Raw genomic sequence first — 16,461 nt, forward strand, 5'->3', positions numbered from 1 at the left:
GTCAGCCCAGCCCCGGTACCCCGTCCGCCCCGGCGCCCTCCCACGAGCCGTCGGGCGTGAGCCACACGACGTCGATGCCGTGGCTGTCCCGCGCGGCCTCCACGGACCAGGGCTCGGCGGGAGGACCGCTGAGGACGAGGCAGTGGCGATCGGCCGTCAGCGACCGCGCGCTGTCGATCTCCCGCAGGCGCGACGCCCCGGCACGCAGATCGGCGTACGTCGTCCGGCCCTCGCCGAGGACCTCGAACAGCACGCACAGCCCGGAGTCGGCGGTCACCCGGACATCGACGATCGGGTCGGACACGGGAGAGAGGCCCGCGTCGTGGAGCCGGGAGAGGAGCCGGTGCCGCACCGACTCGTGCCGGTGGCACGTCCGGTCGGCCGCCGCCTCGGAACCGAGGAGTTCCCGGAGCGACGCGCTCGCGTCCACGGGGTCCGTGGCGTCCGGCTCCGCCGCCGGTGCGGTGACGTCGGCTGAGATGACAGGCATGGGCTGGTCCTTCGGCTCGGGCTCGGCGACGACCGTGGTGGCGGTGTCCTGGGGCGTGCTGACGGCGGGGGGCGCGGGCGTGGCGCCTGACTCGCCCGACCCGCCTGACGCGTCGGCCGCTCGGCGCTCCAGGTCACGGCGGGCGGCCAGCAGCGCGTCCGGCCAGCCGCTGGCCTCCCACACCGACCGGAAGGCCGCCGTGTCGAACGCCCCCGAGGAAACGGCCCGGCCCGCCTCGCCCGCCAGGTCGCGCAGCGCGGCCAGCCGCTCCCTGTCGGGCGATCCGAGGAGACGCCACACGTCGAGCCAGTCCTGCTGGTCGAGGCGGAGGCAGCGGTTCGCCATGCCCTTCAGCTCGGAGAGCCGCGTCCGCGCGTCGTCCGGGACGGTACCGGCGGCGAGCAGCGCCGGCACGTCGAGCGCCGCGAGGTAACGGACGCTCATCCGTGGGGAGATGGGCTGCCTTCCCCGGCCGTCCACCGTCACGAAGCTGACCGCGGAGGTGTGCCGCAGGACCCATGTGTCGAGGAGGGAACCGACCGGCGGGGGAGCCGATCCGTGGCGCACGGCGAGCAACAGCGGCCGTTCGAGGCGTGGTTGCACCGCCTCCACCTTGTAGTGCCCGCCACCGGTGTGGCCGAGCACGCGGACGCGGACGTCCGTGCCGATCTCCGGGCGCGCCGTAGCGGCGGCGGGGCCGAGGTCGGCCTCGTGCGCGTCGCCCCCGCCGTCGCCCGGGAGCAGGGCCTCGGGAAGGGGGGCCGTGTGCAGCACGGTCAGGCTCTGCGTGCTCCGTGTCAGCGCGACGTACAGGCGGCGCAGCCCCACCGGCCCGCCGTCCGCGATCGCGGACGGCTCGACGACGAGGACGTGGTCGTACTCCATGCCCTTGACCTGCGCGGCGGTCAGGACGGAGACGGCGCCGCGTTCGTCGTCGCCCACGTCCGGCAGGGCGGCGAGGCGTGCGGTGATCCCGTCGAACAGCGCGGAGTCCGTGTCCGGGACGACCACGGCGACCGAGCGGAGCGTGCGGCCGTCGTCCGAGCCGAGCAGGCGGCGCACCTGCGCCTCGGCGTCGGCCAGGAGCCGCGCCGCGTCCGTGGCGACCGTCGTGACCGCGCCCTCGCCCGCCGCACGCACCGCCGCGGGCACGGGGACGTCGGGGCCCGCCACCCGGGCGAGCGGCGCGACGAACCCCATCACCTCGGACGGCACGCGGTAACTCGTGCCGAGGGTCTCGACCTTCCAGTCCCCGTGGTCGGAAAGGAGCGTCCCCAGCCGGTCCCAGTCGGCGTAGGCGTGCGGGCCCGTGCTCTGCGCGAGGTCGCCGAGGACCGTCATCGAGCCGCCCGCTGCGCACCGCCGACGCAGGGCGCGCGCCTGCATCGGCGTCAGGTCCTGCGCCTCGTCGATGACGATGTGGCCGTAACGGCGGGGCGTCTCGCCGTCGATGAGGTGGCGCAGCTCCTCCAGGCACACGTGGTCGTCCAAGGTCCACGGCTCGTCGGCCGCCGCCGCCGAGCGCGGCCGGTGCAGCGCGGCGCGCTCGGCATCGTCCAGGACGCCATCGGAGCACGCCCGCAGCAGGTCGGGGGAGTCGTACAGCGTGCGCAGCGCCTCGCGCGCGCCGGGCGAGGGCCAGACCCGTTCGAGCAGACGCTCGACGCGCCGGTTGCGTTCGAGGTCCCGGCGGATCGTCGCGTCACGGCTGCGGCGCGGGGCGACGGCGACGAGTTCCTGGAGCAGCAGGTCCACGAGCCTGCTGCGGAAGCGGTCGCGCCGCTCACGGTACGAGCCGTCGCCGCGGCGGGCCGCCTCGACCAGCGCCACGACCCCGGACCTCGGGAGGCGCAGCGTGGTGCTGCCGACCGAGACGGTGAAGACCGGCTCCTCGCCCTCGAACGCGCCCGCGGTCGTCAGGTCGTCCACGGCGCCGGGGCGGCACTCGTCCTCCACGCGGCGGCGCAGGACGGCGGCCATGCGTTCGTCCGACTTCACCAGCCGGGCGGCGTCGGAGTCGATGCCACGGACCTCGCCCGCTCACATGCGGGCGAGCTGGACGGAGTTGACGTCCCGCGTGCCGAGCGTCGGCAGCACGCGGCCGACGTACTCAAGGAAGTGCTGATGCGGGCCGACGACCAGGATGTCCTGCGCACGGACGTGCTTGTTGTCCACCATCCACGTCACCCGGTGCAGCCCCACGGCGGACTTGCCGGTGCCTGGCCCGCCCTGGACCACGAGGATGTCGGTGGGGGAGCCGGTGACCAGGGCCATCTGGTCGCGGCGGATGGTCTCCACGATGTCGCGCATCAGGCCGCCGCGCGAGCGCTGGAGCTCGCGCAGGAGGAAGTCGTCCGGCTGCGCGGGCGCGCGGCGCGGGGGCTGTGCGGGCGTGCGCTGCGCGGGGACGTCCGCGGCGGGCGCGGCGGTCGGGGCGGTCGCGGGGAGGAGGTCGATGTCGTCGTGGTAGTCCTCGACCACCCGCTCCGAGCAGCGCAGCCGTCGGCGCAGCAGGACCTCGCCCGGCGCCTCCGGCAGCGCGTCGGACCAGCTCTTCGCCAGCGGGCTGGTCCACAGCACCACGACGATGTCCCGCGTACGGACGTCGGAGACGGCCCGCCGCCCCACGTACAGCGTCTCGGTGCCTGGCCCGGGGTCCTCGCGCACGTCGATGCGGCTGATGACCAGGGCCTCGCCGCCGAGCCCCCCGTACGCGTCCGCCCTGGCCTCGTTCGCGAGGCGGTTGGCGACGCTGTCCTTGCCGCTCGCGGAGGCGTGGGCGACGGAGTTGTCCGTCAGCTCGGCCAACCGCGCCTCGTAGCAGGCGTAGGCGTGGTCCACCGCCTTCTGCTCGACGGCGATGACCGCGTCCCGCGCGGCCATACGCCGGTCGGCGGCGCGTACAGGGTTCCGCATGCGCATCCCTCTCTTGCGGCACTCGGACGGAAGCTGTCACGGACGTCCCCGCCCGTGCCCCTCGGCCAGGAGCACCGACCGGCCGGGCCGGGCCGTCCCGCACGGTGGTTCTCCCTGCGCGCAGTGTTCCATCCGGCACTGACAGTCGCGCCCTCTTCTGCGAGATCGTGAGCTGGAGAACCGAGGGACGGGCGGCGCACCTCGGCGATCCCCTCCCTGGCGAAACGTCACCCGCCGCGCCACGGCCTGCCGTACTGTGCGGCTGTGAGCGCCGTCGGCGTATGGCCGTCGCACGCACTCTGGGGGGATATCGCATGCACGACGACTCGGAGTCGCCTGAGGCGGAACCGACGGTCCTGGTCGAGGTGCGGCCCGGGGTCGCCGTGGCCCTCGGGGAGGTGGCCCCTCAACTGGCCGCCGAACTCGGCCTCGATCCGCTCGCCTGGGGGCTCGTGTCGGCCGATGACCGCACGCGGATGGCGGCGGCCCTCGCGTCGATCGGCAGTACGGCGGCTGCGAGCGGCACCCTCGCGAGCGCCTTCGCCGGAGCGCAGGGGATGTACCGGCTCAGCGACGCCACGCGGGCGTATCTGAGCGCCGGTGGGGCGCTCGCCGCGAAGGACGGCGCGCGTCTCGGAGCGGTGTTCTCGGGCGGCCGGATCGTCCATCAGGCGCGTCTGATCCCCATGACCACGGCGAGCGCGGCGCAGGTCGCCGCCGCGCTCGGACCTGCCCTGGGCATGGTCGCCCTGCAGATGATGCTGGGCCAGGTCGCGCGCCTCGCGAGAACCGGCATCGCGTTGACCGGCGAGGTCCTCACGACGATGCGCCACGGTCAGTGGGCCGAGCTGACCGCGCTCGTGGACACCGTCGATCGCGCGGTCGGCCGCGCCCGCGAACTCGCGTCGGTCACGACGACCGAGTGGGAGAAGATCGCGGCCAAGGAGGACGTCCTGCGCAAGCAGCGCGAGACGTACCGGCTGAACGTCGGCGAACACGTCCGGCAGCTCGGTCGGCTCGACACGGGCGAGCGGCGCCGGTACCTGGAGACGAACGCCAAGGCGATCATCTTCGACGCGCACGCCCTCCTGTCCTCGCTCAAGGCGTGGACCGGCTACCAGTCGCTCCACGCGCTGCGGGCGAGAGCCGCCGGGCGGGAGGACGCCGACGAGGCCCGGCTCGTCGGGATCATCGAGCGCGAGACCGGTGAGGAACTCGACTCCGCCCTGGCCGACACGACGACCCTCGTCAGCTCGCTGACCAGGGAGCTGCGGATCATCGCCGAGCTTCCCGGGCGCACGACGCTGCCGTTGATGACGAAACGGAAGGACACGAGGAAGGCCCGCCTCACGAGCGTCCAGCTCCTGGAGGCGATCCAGCCCCTTGCCGACGCCCTCCGGCCGCCGGTCCCGCCGCTCGAAGCTCCCGGTGTCGTCTGCGCGCCCACGTCACTGGATACGGGCCGGTATCTGCGCATCCTGCGCTGGCTCCTGGAGGATGGCGAGACGCTGCGGGTCCTCGGCATCGACGCCCCCGCCCGGATCGGCGCGCTCCTCGACGGGGCGAAGGAGAAGGTCGCGCCGACGAGGGACATGGCGGCGGCGAGGAACCTGGTCGCCGTCACGGATCGCCGCATCCTCACGGCCAGGACGAACACGTTCCTCGGGCAGGGGGAGATCGCTCGGGACATCCCCATCGACCGGGTCCGCTACGTCCGGGCACCGGCCGCGCGGGACGGCAACGGACGCGCGGTGATCGACCTCATCACGTCCGAGGACACCCTCAGGTGGCACTTCGACTCCGACACCGACGACGGTGAGGTGGCCGCGCTCGCCGCCGTGCTGGCCGAGTCGATGAACATCCCGGACGACGAACGGGCGCGGCTCCGACGGCCGCTCGGTCCGCCGCCGGAGGTGGGCGCGGGAGCCGGGAGCGTCGCCGAGGGGGCCGTGTGAGCCAGCCGACTCCTTACGACGACGACCGCGCCGAGTACTCCCGCCACGGACTCGCCCGGCTCGTGCTCTGCGACGAGGCCAAGGACGTGGCCTCCGGTGCCGCCGGCCTGGTGGGGACGCGCAACGACGCCGACACCGGCCTCGGCGGGCGAGTCGGCCAGGCCAGGCAACTCGTCGAACGGGCCGAGCGGGCCTTGGCCTCGGCGGTCGTCTACGAGATCGAACGGGGTAGCTCCTGGGAACAGGTCGCCGAGCACCTCGGGATCAGCGCCGGGGAGGCGGAAGAACGGTTCTCCCCCGCTCTCCGCCGGTGGAACGCCGCTTTCCAGGTGCCGTACCGACTGGACGCGTCCGGCCGTAAGCGCATACCGGAACTCCCCGCGGCGGCGTACGACCCCGCGTTCGCCTGCCGCCAGCTCGACACGTGGGCGTACATCCACCATGTCGGGACCGGCGACCAGCAGGCCGTCAGTGCCGGAATCGAACGGTCCGGCACTGCGGAGGAGCCCGACGTGGCGGCCGGGGACCCGGGCTGAGGGCCGCGACCGCCGAAGCTCGTCCCCCGGCGATGGCCGTCGGTTCGGGATTCGCTTCGATGTCGTTGACGGCCTGCGCGATGCGGGGACGCCATGGAACGGACGGGGTGCTGCGTTCGGTGAACGGGTTGAACAACGTGCTGGCGGACAACGGCTACCCCGGACGCGGGGTGCTGTGGTGCCGGACCGGCGACGGCGACACGCTTGGCGGGTACTTCCTCACGGGGCGAAGCCCTGCTTCCAAGGCCCGTGCGCTGCATCGCACTTCGGAGGGAACGCTGCTCGTCGCCCCGTCGGAGCCAGGCGCACACGACCACCTGCGTCACTACGTCGCCGCCCGGCAGAGCGGTCGGTGGCTGGTCTTCGGCAACGGCGAGCAGGTCGCCACCGTCGCCGACCGGCTCAACTCCGGAGAGCCTCCTGTCGTGGCCCTGGACGGACTGGACTACGAACCTGACCCGCCGATCTTCACGCCCCGGCTGACCGTCGTCGCCGACGGCGGGCCCGGCGGGCGGGCCTGGTTCGGCGCCGCACGGCACAGCGGCGGGGGGCGTACGGCCTCCAACCGGTTGACGGTGGAGGTCGGCGGCCTCGAACCGGGTGAGGGGGTGCTCATGACGACGTACCGCCCGGACGGGCACGCGATCGCGACCGGCGACCCGTTCACCGAGGTCCGCGTCGCCGCGGGGGACCGCGGCGGGCTTCTGGACGAGTTGTGGGCCTCCCTGCCGCCTCGGCTCCGGATCGCCGCTGCGGTCTTCTCGCCGGGCGGCCTCGCGGAGGCCGACGTCCGGCAGGTGGCACCGGCCCGGGGCTGACATCGGCCGGACCCGGGCCAGGCCCCGCCGGGTTCACCTCCGCGACAGGCTGCGGAACCGGTCGGCGCAGGCCCGTCGTGCCGAGGTGACCTGTGAGCACGGGAACAGCGTCACGGCCTCCGTCCCGTCTGGCGGCCTCTTGGACGGCGTCGGTCTTGCGGAAGACAGAGGTGCGCGCACCGAGGGGCGAGTTGCGATGGAAATCAGAGCAAGATCTGAGTAGACTCTGACTATGTCTACCGTGCGTCTGGAAGCAGAAACGGAATCCGTCTCCTTCACCGACCTCTCCCGCAATCCCAAGGGCGTCGCGGCCAGAGCGGCAGCCCTGGGACGTCTCCGTGTCACCCACCGGGACGCGCCGGACATGGTGCTGACCACGGCTGTGCGGGCGGAGAACGCCGAGGAGAACCTGACCACCGCCTCACGGCTTTTCCTGGCGCTGATGAAGCAGGACGACGGCGTCAAGTCGCTCCTTCTTGCGCTGCCCGAGGTGTTCCCTTGGGTGCGGCACCTAGACGCGGAAGAAGTCCGGGACTTCACTGTTGAGTTGCTTGAAGCGCTTTCGGACGCCGCCGAGTTGGGGGTGGGAGGGGCCGTGCATCGCGCGATCGTCTCGTGGCGCGCCACGGCTCGTATCAACGCTGATCCCGACCAGCTCAGGGAATCGGCGCGTCCGCTCGACGGGGATGACCTCGGCCCGGTCGAGGTGCTCGGGTGAGCCCGAAGAAAGGGGATCGGGTCAGCGTTCCGCCCCTCGACGGATGGAACGTCGTCTTCGGGACGACTGACGCGGTGATCGGCTGGGAGGAACTGTGCCGCGTCGCCTTGTCGAGCGCGCATCGCTGCCTGGACGCCCTGCGAAGTGATCCCCTGTCCCGGTCCCATTGGGGTCGCCAGCATCAGCTACGCGGCAGGCACGCGACCAAGATGTGGAAAGGATCGGACCTTGAGCAGTGGGAGTACGAGGTCACCAGCGGTGGCCGAGTGCGCTATCTGGTCAGTGCGGAGACTTCCACGGTGATCCTCGTGTATGCCTCTCCGCGGCATCCGAAAGACACCGAGTGAGCCGTGGGGCAATTTCCGGGTCGGGATCGGCGTGCAGGCCCTGGCCCCGCCACCCGGCGGTACCGATTCCACGTGCTTCCTCAGACCGCCAACCGCTTGAGGCGGGTCACCGCTTCTTCCAACACTCCCTTCCGCTTGCAGAAGGCGAAGCGGACCTGGGTGCGGCCTGCGTCGAGGTCGTCGTAGAAGACGGAGTTGGGGACGGCGACGACGCCGCAGCGTTCCGGGAGCGTGCGGCAGAAGGCGAGGGCGTCCTTCTCGCCGAGGCCCGCGATGTCGGTCGTGATGAAGTAGGTGCCCTGCGGGGCGAACACCTCGAATCCCGCTTCCGCCAGTCCGGTGGCGAGCAGGTCGCGCTTCGAGCGCAGGTCGTCGCGGAAGTCGGTGAAGTAGCTGTCGGGTAGCTGGAGGGCCTCGGCGACGGCGTACTGGAACGGGCCCGAGGCGACGTACGTCAGGAACTGCTTGGCGGTCCTGACGGCCGCGACCAACGACGCGGAGGCGGTGACCCAGCCGACCTTCCACCCCGTGAAGGAAAAGGTTTTCCCCGCCGAGGAGATGGAGACCGTGCGGTCGCGCATGCCGGGGAGGGAGATGAGTGGGACGTGCTCGCCGTCGAAGACCAGGTGTTCGTAGACCTCGTCGGTGACCACGAGGAGGTCGTGCTCGACGGCCAGTGCGGCGATGGCCGTCAGCTCGTCGTGGGTGAGCACCATGCCTGTCGGGTTGTGCGGGCTGTTCAGGAGCAGGAGGCGGGTGCGGGGGGTGATCGCGTCGCGTAGCGCGTCGAGATCGGGGCGGAAGTCGGGGGCGCGCAGGGTCAGCGGCACGCGCACGCCGCCGGCCATCGCGATGCTGGCGGCGTAGGAGTCGTAGAACGGCTCGAACGCGATGACCTCGTCGCCCGGTTCGAGCAGGGCCAGCATCGCGGCGGCGATGGCCTCGGTGGCACCCGCCGTGACCAGGATCTCCGTGTCGGGGTCGAAGTCCATCCCGTAGAAACGCTGTTGATGGCCCGCGATGGCGGTGCGCAGCGCGGGCACGCCGGGGCCCGGCGGGTACTGGTTGCCGCGGCCGTCACGCAGCGCGCGGACGGCGGCCTCCCGTACGGACTCGGGGCCGTCGGTGTCGGGGAAGCCCTGACCCAGGTTGATCGCGCCGGTCCTGACCGCGAGCGCCGACATCTCCGCGAAGACGGTCGTGCCGAATCCGTCGAGCCTGCGGTTCAGCAGGGGCCTGGCCGTCATGTCCCACCGCTCCTCGGTCCGTGTGGTGCTCGCCGTGCGGCGGGCCGGTGGAGCCATCCTGTCAGGCGTCGAAGTCGAGGGCGACGTGGTCGGTGAGCGGCTGGGCCTGGCAGGCGAGGACGTAGCCCGCGGCGAGTTCGTCGTCCTCCAGCGCGTCGTTGCGCGCCAGGTGCACGCGGCCCTCGGTGAGGCGTGCGCGGCAGGTGCCGCAGACGCCGCCCCGGCAGGCGTACGGGGCGTCGGGGCGGGCGCGCAGGAGCGCGGAGAGGAGGGGTTCGCCCGGGGTGGCGGCGCAGGTGGTCCCGCGCCCGTCGAGCAGGGCGGTGAGGGTGGTGGTGTGCGGGGCGGGGTGCGGGGGTGAGTCGGAAAACGAACGTTCGTTTTCCAAGGTGGCCGGCGGGTCGGGCGTCGTCAGGAACAGTTCGCTGCGCACCCGTTCCGGCGGCACGCCGAGTGCCCGCAGCGCGGATCGTGACGCGTCGATCAGTCCCGGCGGCCCGCACAGGTACCAGCCCGTCACGGCGTCAGGCGGCACGAGTGCCGCCAGCAGGTCGCGCAGCCGTGCCGCGTCCAGCCGCCCGCTGGCGGGACCGGCCTGCCGCTCCTCGCGCGTCAGCGCGTGCGCGAGCTGGAAGCGGCCCGGGTGGCGGTCCTTCAGGTCGGCCACCTCGTCGAGGAACATCGCGCTGCCCGCCGTCCGGTCGCTGCGCAGCAGCGTGAAGCGTGCGTCCGTCCGCGCGGCGAGCAGCGAGGCCGCCATCGACAGCACCGGCGTGATCCCGCTCCCGCCCGCCACCGCTGCGTAGTGCCCGGGCGCCGGGCGCAGCGTGAACCGTCCGCGCGGCGGCATCACGTCCAGCCGGTCGCCCGCCGCCAGCGCCGTCACCGCGTGCGTCGAGAACGCGCCGCCCGGGATCAGGCGCACCCCGATCGTCACCTCGCCGCGCTCCGGCCCCGCCGGGCTGCACAGCGAGTACGTGCGGCGCAGACCCGCGTGGCGCACCGTCAGGTGCTGGCCGGGGACGTGCCGGAACACGCCGCGCAGCGCGGGCGGGACGGCGAGTGTGATGGCGACCGCGTCGTCGGCCGACCGGTCGAGACGCGCCACCGTGAGGGGATGGAACGGCACCGGTCAGTGCTCCTTCATGTGGTCGAACGGTTCACGGCATGTCGCGCACCGCCGCAGCGCGGTGCAGGCGGTGGAGGAGAAACGGCTCAGCAGCTCCGTGTCCGCGCTGCCGCACTGCGGGCAGCGCGGCGGGGGCAGCGGCGCCGGGGCCAGTCGCATCGGGGTCAGTGGCACGAGGACCGGGCCGCCGCCGCGCGGCCGGGGCGGGGCGATCCCGGCGGCGGCGAGCTTGGCGCGCCCGCGCGGGCTGATGTCGTCGGTGGACCAGGGCGGCGCGTAGACCGTGAGGACCGTCACGGCGGCGGCGCCGTGGGCGGTGAGCGCGCGGCGGATGTCGTCCGCCATCGCCTCGACGGCGGGGCAGCCGGTGTACGTCGGCGTCAGCTCGACCGTGACGCGCGGCCCTTCGTCCGGCCAGGTGGGCGGCTCCACGCGTACGTCCCGCAGCACGCCCAGCTCGTCGAGCGTGATCACCGGCAGCTCCGGGTCGGGCACGGCTCCGGCGACGGCGCGGAAGGCCTTGGCCGCCGTCACCAGGACGCGCCCGGGTGGCTGCGGTGCAGGTGCTGCATCTCGGCGAGGAGGCGGCCGAACGGCTCGGTGTGCACGCCCTCGCGGCCGAGGCCGCCCGCGCGTCGGGGGGCGAAGGGCGGCACGGTCAGGGTCGCCTCGGTCAGCACGGCGGTGACGCGGGCGGTCCAGTCGGCGTGCAGCGCCGCGTAGTCGATGCCGGGCACGACGGGGTGGAACAGCTCGCCCGTGTAGCGCCAGAGCGCGTCGGCGGCGCGCTGCATCCGCGTGTGGCTGACGGCCGTCCCGTCGCCGAGGCGCAGCGTCCAGGTGACGGCGTGGTCGCGGTGGTACGCCGTCTCGGACACGGCCTTCGCGGCGAGCGCGGCCACGTCGTCCGTGCCGGTGGCGAGGCGTCCGTACAACAGCTCTTGGTAGGTGGAGAAGTAGAGCTGGCGGGCGATGGTGTGCGCGAAGTCGCCGTTCGGCTGCTCGGTGAGCTGCGCGTTGTAAAACGAACGTTCGTTTCGCAGGAAGGCGAGCGCGTCCTCGTCCCCCACCATCGCGTACAACGCCCGCGCCTGCCCGAGCAGATCGAGCGCGAGGTTCGCCAGGGCGACCTCCTCCTCAAGGACCGGCGCGTGCCCGGCCCATTCGGCGAGGCGGTGCGAGAGGATCAGCGCGTCGTCCGCGAGCGGCAGCGCCACGCCGGGCGCCGTCACAGGTGGCGCACCCCGTCCGGCACCTCGTAGAACGTCGGGTGCCGGTACGGCTTGTCGGCGGCCGGGGCGAAGAACGGGTCCCGCTCGTCAGGGGACGACGCGGCGATCGCCGCGGCCGGGACGACCCACAGGGACACGCCCTCGCCGCGCCGCGTGAAGAGATCCCGCGCGTTGCGCAGGGCCAGTTCGGCGTCCGGCGCGTGCAGACTGCCCGCGTGCGTGTGCGCCAGGCCGCGCCGCGGCCGGACGAACACCTCCCACAGCGGCCAGTCCGCACCGGACGCACCGGACGTGCCGGACGCGCTCCCCGCGCCCACCGCGCCACCCGTCGTGCCGCTCACGCCGCCACCTCCTCGCCTTCCCCGCCGCCGCGCCCACCGCGCTTCGCCGCGTACGCCGCGGCGGCCTCCCGCACCCAGGCGCCCTCCTCGTGCGCCCGCCGCCGCTGCGCGAGCCGCTCCTCGTTGCACGGCCCCTCACCGCGCAGCACGGCACGGAACTCGTCCCAGTCGATCGCCCCGAACTCCCAGTGCCCACGCGCCTCGTCAAAGCGCAGCGCCGGGTCGGGCAGCGTCAGCCCGAGCGAAGCGGCCTGCGGCACGCAGATGTCCACGAACCGCTGCCGCAACTCGTCGTTCGTGTGCCGCTTGATCCGCCAGGCCACCGACCGCTCGGTGCGCGGGGAATCCCCGTCCGGCGGGCCGAACATCATCAGCGACGGCCACCACCAGCGGTCCACCGCGTCCTGCGCCATCGCGCGCTGCTCCGCCGTCCCCCGGGCGAGCGTGTGCAGCAACTCGTAGCCCTGACGCTGGTGGAACGACTCCTCCTTGCAGATACGGACCATCGCGCGCGCGTACGGCCCGTAGGAACACCGGCACAGCGGCACCTGGTTGGTGATCGCCGCGCCGTCCACCAGCCAGCCGATGGCGCCGACGTCCGCCCAGGTCAGCGTCGGGTAGTTGAAGATCGACGAGTACTTCTGGCGGCCGGTGTGCAGCTTGTCGAGCAGCTCGGCGCGCCCGACGCCCAGCGTCTCGGCCGCCCCGTACAGGTACAGCCCGTGGCCCGCCTCGTCCTGCACCTTGGCGATGAGGATCGCCTTGCGGCGCAGCGAGGGGGCGCGCGTGATCCAGTTCGCCTCCGGCTGCATGCCGATGATCTCGGAGTGGGCGTGCTGCGCGATCTGCCGCACCAGCGTGGCCCGGTACGCGTCGGGCATCTCGTCACGCGGCTCGATACGGGTCTCGGCGGCCACGGCGCGCTCGAAGCGGGCGAGCGCCGCCGTCGTGGCCGGGTCATCGGTGACCGGCATGCCTCCGGCCCCCCTTCATCAGGCGACCGTGCGTCCCTTCCGATGGTGGGCGGGCCGTACCGGCGTGTCAAGGCCGCCCGCGGGCGGGTACGGTGCACGGGTCAGCGAGAGAGCAGTCGCGGGGGAGCGGGCCGAAGATGCTGCCATCCGAGCCGGGACCGGCCGAGTCCGGTACCCCCGGCGCGTCCGGGTACGAAGCCGCGGGCGAGGACGGGACCGCGCGGGGGAGACCCGAGGCGTCCGACGCCGCCCTGCGGGACGCCGCGACCGAGACCGTCCGGCTGCGCACGCTGTCCTGGCCGTCCCGGCTCGTCGTCGCCCTCGCCATCGGTGGCCTCGCCGTCTACGCGACGGTGCACCTCGCGATGATCTTCCTCTACGTCGCGCCGTCCAACACGGTGCGCGAGCAGGCGGAGGGGGCGCGCGACTACGTCCTGCCCGAGTTCGAGCAGAACTGGAAGCTGTTCGCGCCCAACCCGCTCCAGCGCAACGTGGCCGTCGAGGTACGCGTCGAGACGTCCGAGCCGGTCGGAGGCGTCCGCGTCTCCGACTGGATCAGCCTCACCGCCATGGACATCGAGAACATCGAGGGCAGCCTGCTCCCCAGCCACGCCGACCAGAACATCCTGCGGCGCGGCTGGGACTTCCTGACCGGCGCCCACACCGACGAGGGCGAGCCCATCGGCCTGCGCGGCGAGTTGTCGGAGGCGTACCTGCGGCGCATCGCGCTGCTGCGGCTGAGCGACACGATGGACGTGACGACGGTCGAGCGCGTCCAGTTCCGCGAGGCGCGCACCCGCGTGCCCGCCCCCGACTGGCGGTCCGAGGACTTCGACACGAGCACCACCTACCTCCCCATGGACTGGTGGACGGTGGAGCCGGAGGACCTGCCCGCCGACGTGCGGGACGACGCGGCGGAGGACGCCTCATGAGCGACACCCCCACGGCGCCTGCCCCCGGCGCCCTGCCCCCGTCCCCGTTCAAGGGGCTCAGCAAGGGCTTCGACTCCGCCCTCGCCCGCGGCATCGGCCATGTGACGCGGCGCACCCTCGGCCCGCACCAGACGGCGATCGTCCGCATCGGCTTCGCCGTGACGATGCTGACGTTCCTGCTGCGCGAGTGGCCGCACCGCGGCGAGCTGTACGGCCCCGACAGCCCGTGGGGGTTCGACCTCGCCGCCCGCTTCACCGCCAACAACCAGGCGTTCAGCCTCCTGCTGTGGAACGACTCGCACCTGTGGTTCGAACTGGTCTACCACCTGACGATCCTCGCCAGCGTCGCCATGCTGGTCGGCTGGCGGACCCGGCTCAGCTCCCTGCTGTTCATGATCGGCGTGCTGTCGCTCCAGAACCGCAGCATCTTCATGGGCGACGGCGGCGACAACGTCATCCACCTCATGGCGATGTACCTGACGCTGACCCGCTGCGCGCGCGTCTGGTCGCTGGACGCCCGCCGCGCCGCCCGTACCCCGCGCGACGCCACGGACCCGGCGGGGATCGCGCTGTGGGCCCTCTCCGGTGCCGCGCTGCTCGCGGCCCTGCTCTCCGGCGAACTCGACAGCCCGATCTGGAGCATGTTCTTCTGCGGCATGTGGGCCGCGCACGCCGTCTGGTGGTTGCTGCGCCGTCACGCGCCGGGGGAGCCGCGGATCGTCGCCGACATGATCGCCAACCTGGTGCACAACGCCGCGCTGCTGGTGATCATGTGCGAGGTCTGCCTGATCTACGCCACCGCCGGGTGGTACAAGATCCAGGGCTCCCGCTGGCAGGACGGCACGGCCGTCTACTACCCGATGAACCTGGACTACTTCACGCCCTGGCCCTGGCTGACCGACTTCCTGGCGGCCAACGGCTACCTGGTCCTCGCGATGAGCTACGGCACGGTGTTCGTCCAGGTCGGGTTCGTCTTCGCGCTGCTCAACCGGCGGGCCAAGAACATCCTGTTGTTCGTCATGGTCGGCGAGCACCTCGGCATCGCCGTGCTGATGGGGCTGCCGTTCTTCTCCCTCGCCATGATCGCGATGGACGCCGTGTTCCTGCCGACGGCCTTCCTGCTGTGGGGCGGCTCGCGCCTGCGGCTGGGGGCGGAACGGCTGCTGCCCGCGTCCGTACGCCACCGGTTCGCCGCGCCGCCGCCCGCCCCGGCCGCCGCCGCGTCCCTGCCGGGGCAGCGCGCGACCGAGCGGGAAACGGCCGCACACAGGTGACGTCCGCCCCCGCCGACCGCTGGCACGCCCTCGCCGCCGAGGGGACGGTGCTGCTCGACGGCTTCCACGCCGTCAAGCACGCCGTCCGCTTCGGCGCCCGGCTGCCGCTGGCCGTCACCACCGACAAGCCCGCGACGCTGGCTCTCGCCCGCGACCTGGCCCCCGACACGGTCCCCGCCCTGGACGCGCTGCTGACGCCCGTGCCGCCCGCGACGCTGGCCGGGCTCGTGCCGCGCCCGCATCCGACCGGCGTCGCCGCGCTCGCCGTCCCCGCGCCGCGTGCCCCGGCCCGTACGGCGCCGGTCGTCGTCCTCGACAACCCGCGGCACCTCGGCAACATCGGCGCCGTCGTCCGCCTGGCCGCCGGGGCGGGCGCGGGCGGCGTCGTCACCACCGGCACGGTCGATCCGTGGCACCCGGCGGTCCTGCGCGCCGCCGCCGGGCTGCACTGGGCCACGGCCGTCGAACGGCGCACGGTGGACACGCTCCCGCCAGGACCGCTGTACGCGCTCGACCCGGACGGTGACGACCTGCGGTCCGTCACGTTCGAGGACGGCGCGCTGCTGGCGTTCGGCTCGGAACGGGCCGGTCTCTCCGCGGAGATGCGCGCGCGGGCGACGGGGCTGCTCGCGCTGCCCATGCGCCCGGGGGTGTCGAGCTACAACCTCGCCACCAGCGTCGGCATGACGCTCTACCACTGGATGGCGCGGCGCCCGGCGGGCTGAGCCCGGCCCCACGCGCGGCCCGTCACCCCGCGGCGTCCGCCGCTTCCGCCTCGGCCTCCTCCGCCTCCGCCTCCGCCTCGGCCGCCTCGGCGTTGTACGTCGCGATGCGGTCCGTCAGTTCACGCAGCGCGCTGATCCGCATCGTCGGCAGCCGGTCGGCGTCCGGGTCGTGACGGCGGGCGAGCCCCCACGGGCCGCGCCTGACGAGCGCGGTGGGCAGGCCCGCCTCCCGCGCGGGCGCGATGTCCTCGTCGAGCCGGTCGCCGACGTAGAGCACCTCGTGCGGCGCGAGCCGCAGCGCCTCGGCCATGATCAGGAAGAAACGCGGGTCGGGCTTGGCGATGCCGCCGGTGTCCCAGGAGGTGGCGATGAGGTCCACGCTGCTCTCGAACAGCCGCCGCAGGATCATCGTCGTGGTGTACGACTGGTTCGCGGCGACGCCCACCAGCAGCCCGGCCTCCCGCAGCAGCCGCAGCGTGATCCGGACGTCCGGGTAGAGGTCGTTCTCGCCGAACCACTCGGGCTGGCCCACCGCGTCCCGCTTCTCCCGCTCCCGCGCCATGTCGAAGCCGGGCCGGAAGATCTGGAACGTGTCGAGGTGGTCGCGCCCCTGCGCGATCGTGGCGCCGAACTGGGTGGAGAACGTGTGGCGCGGGACGCCGAGCCAGGCGGCCCAGCCGTCCCACTCGCGGCTCTCGTCCACCAGGCACTCACCGGCGTCGAACAACACGGCACGAATCATGGGCCGCAGCGTATAGACGGCGGTCCGCGCCGCACAGGAACACGTCGCCGATACGGGCGGACTGCGCGCGAACCCGGGACAAGCA

Annotated in this window: 17 protein-coding genes; 8 read left to right on the forward strand and 9 right to left on the reverse strand. The window is 73.2% G+C overall.

Annotated elements, in window-relative coordinates:
* Nucleotide 1: 1 nt before the first annotated feature.
* Both IF27_RS02625 and IF27_RS31925 read right to left on the reverse strand, forming a co-directional pair.
* A complete protein-coding gene (locus IF27_RS02625; protein WP_338058185.1) occupies nt 2-2,488 on the reverse strand; it encodes an ATP-binding domain-containing protein in 2,487 nt (828 codons plus the stop codon).
* 42 nt (nt 2,489-2,530) lie between these two features.
* The gene (locus IF27_RS31925) at nt 2,531-3,406 is read right to left on the reverse strand and encodes a helicase domain-containing protein (protein WP_338058186.1); all 876 of its coding nucleotides are present in this window, start codon (nt 3,404-3,406) and stop codon (nt 2,531-2,533) included.
* A gap of 314 nt (nt 3,407-3,720) precedes the next feature.
* On the opposite strand from IF27_RS31925, the gene IF27_RS02630 reads away from it, so the two are divergent.
* The 5 genes from IF27_RS02630 (at nt 3,721) to IF27_RS02650 (ending at nt 7,780) form a co-directional block, all read left to right on the forward strand.
* A complete protein-coding gene (locus tag IF27_RS02630) occupies nt 3,721-5,361 on the forward strand; it encodes a hypothetical protein (RefSeq protein WP_052847566.1) in 1,641 nt (546 codons plus the stop codon).
* A complete protein-coding gene (locus IF27_RS02635) occupies nt 5,358-5,897 on the forward strand; it encodes a hypothetical protein (RefSeq protein ID WP_052847567.1) in 540 nt (179 codons plus the stop codon). The genes IF27_RS02630 and IF27_RS02635 overlap by 4 nt, the downstream gene beginning before the upstream one ends.
* Before the next feature lie 107 nt (nt 5,898-6,004).
* Nucleotides 6,005-6,715, forward strand: coding sequence for an IMP cyclohydrolase (locus IF27_RS02640; RefSeq protein WP_223290884.1), 711 nt, complete (start codon nt 6,005-6,007; stop codon nt 6,713-6,715).
* A gap of 241 nt (nt 6,716-6,956) precedes the next feature.
* On the forward strand, nt 6,957-7,433 hold the full coding sequence (locus tag IF27_RS02645) for a prevent-host-death family protein (RefSeq protein WP_223290885.1): 477 nt from the start codon (nt 6,957-6,959) through the stop codon (nt 7,431-7,433).
* Nucleotides 7,430-7,780 carry a hypothetical protein gene (locus tag IF27_RS02650; protein ID WP_052847569.1) on the forward strand — a complete coding sequence of 117 codons (351 nt, stop codon included), beginning with the start codon at nt 7,430-7,432 and terminating at the stop codon, nt 7,778-7,780. The genes IF27_RS02645 and IF27_RS02650 overlap by 4 nt, the downstream gene beginning before the upstream one ends.
* 80 nt (nt 7,781-7,860) lie before the next feature.
* Here the strand turns inward: IF27_RS02650 and IF27_RS02655 are convergent, their stop codons facing one another.
* From IF27_RS02655 to paaA, 6 genes are all read right to left on the reverse strand, one after another.
* Entirely contained in the window at nt 7,861-9,027 is a 1,167-nt protein-coding gene (locus IF27_RS02655; RefSeq protein ID WP_052847570.1) for a pyridoxal phosphate-dependent aminotransferase, read from the reverse strand.
* Between the two features lie 61 nt (nt 9,028-9,088).
* Nucleotides 9,089-10,156 carry a 2Fe-2S iron-sulfur cluster-binding protein gene (locus IF27_RS02660; RefSeq protein WP_052847571.1) on the reverse strand — a complete coding sequence of 356 codons (1,068 nt, stop codon included), beginning with the start codon at nt 10,154-10,156 and terminating at the stop codon, nt 9,089-9,091.
* Between the two features lie 3 nt (nt 10,157-10,159).
* Nucleotides 10,160-10,693 (reverse strand): 1,2-phenylacetyl-CoA epoxidase subunit PaaD, encoded by a 534-nt coding sequence (gene paaD, locus IF27_RS02665; RefSeq protein WP_052847572.1) that lies wholly within the window; start codon nt 10,691-10,693, stop codon nt 10,160-10,162.
* Nucleotides 10,687-11,388 (reverse strand): 1,2-phenylacetyl-CoA epoxidase subunit PaaC, encoded by a 702-nt coding sequence (gene paaC / locus IF27_RS02670; RefSeq protein ID WP_052847573.1) that lies wholly within the window; start codon nt 11,386-11,388, stop codon nt 10,687-10,689. The genes paaD and paaC overlap by 7 nt, the downstream gene beginning before the upstream one ends.
* Nucleotides 11,385-11,705 (reverse strand): 1,2-phenylacetyl-CoA epoxidase subunit PaaB, encoded by a 321-nt coding sequence (paaB, locus tag IF27_RS02675; RefSeq protein WP_052847913.1) that lies wholly within the window; start codon nt 11,703-11,705, stop codon nt 11,385-11,387. The genes paaC and paaB overlap by 4 nt, the downstream gene beginning before the upstream one ends.
* 20 nt (nt 11,706-11,725) lie before the next feature.
* Nucleotides 11,726-12,703 carry a 1,2-phenylacetyl-CoA epoxidase subunit PaaA gene (gene paaA / locus IF27_RS02680; RefSeq protein WP_052847574.1) on the reverse strand — a complete coding sequence of 326 codons (978 nt, stop codon included), beginning with the start codon at nt 12,701-12,703 and terminating at the stop codon, nt 11,726-11,728.
* Between the two features lie 137 nt (nt 12,704-12,840).
* On the opposite strand from paaA, the gene IF27_RS02685 reads away from it, so the two are divergent.
* From IF27_RS02685 to IF27_RS02695, 3 genes are read left to right on the forward strand one after another with little or no spacing between them, the layout of a single operon-like run.
* Nucleotides 12,841-13,635: a DUF5819 family protein gene (locus IF27_RS02685; protein ID WP_110945457.1), complete on the forward strand. Its 795-nt coding sequence runs from the start codon at nt 12,841-12,843 to the stop codon at nt 13,633-13,635.
* Complete coding sequence (locus IF27_RS02690) at nt 13,632-14,909, forward strand: HTTM domain-containing protein (RefSeq protein ID WP_052847575.1); 1,278 nt, start codon at nt 13,632-13,634, stop codon at nt 14,907-14,909. Before IF27_RS02685 ends, IF27_RS02690 begins: the two co-directional genes overlap by 4 nt.
* Nucleotides 14,906-15,634: a TrmH family RNA methyltransferase gene (locus IF27_RS02695; protein WP_052847576.1), complete on the forward strand. Its 729-nt coding sequence runs from the start codon at nt 14,906-14,908 to the stop codon at nt 15,632-15,634. Before IF27_RS02690 ends, IF27_RS02695 begins: the two co-directional genes overlap by 4 nt.
* Before the next feature lie 22 nt (nt 15,635-15,656).
* Here the strand turns inward: IF27_RS02695 and IF27_RS02700 are convergent, their stop codons facing one another.
* Nucleotides 15,657-16,376, reverse strand: coding sequence for an HAD family hydrolase (locus tag IF27_RS02700; protein WP_052847577.1), 720 nt, complete (start codon nt 16,374-16,376; stop codon nt 15,657-15,659).
* Between the last annotated feature and the right edge of the window lie 85 nt (nt 16,377-16,461).

The organism is Streptomyces avicenniae (assembly GCF_000719135.1).
Classification (GTDB): Bacteria; Actinomycetota; Actinomycetes; order Streptomycetales; family Streptomycetaceae; genus Streptomyces; species Streptomyces avicenniae.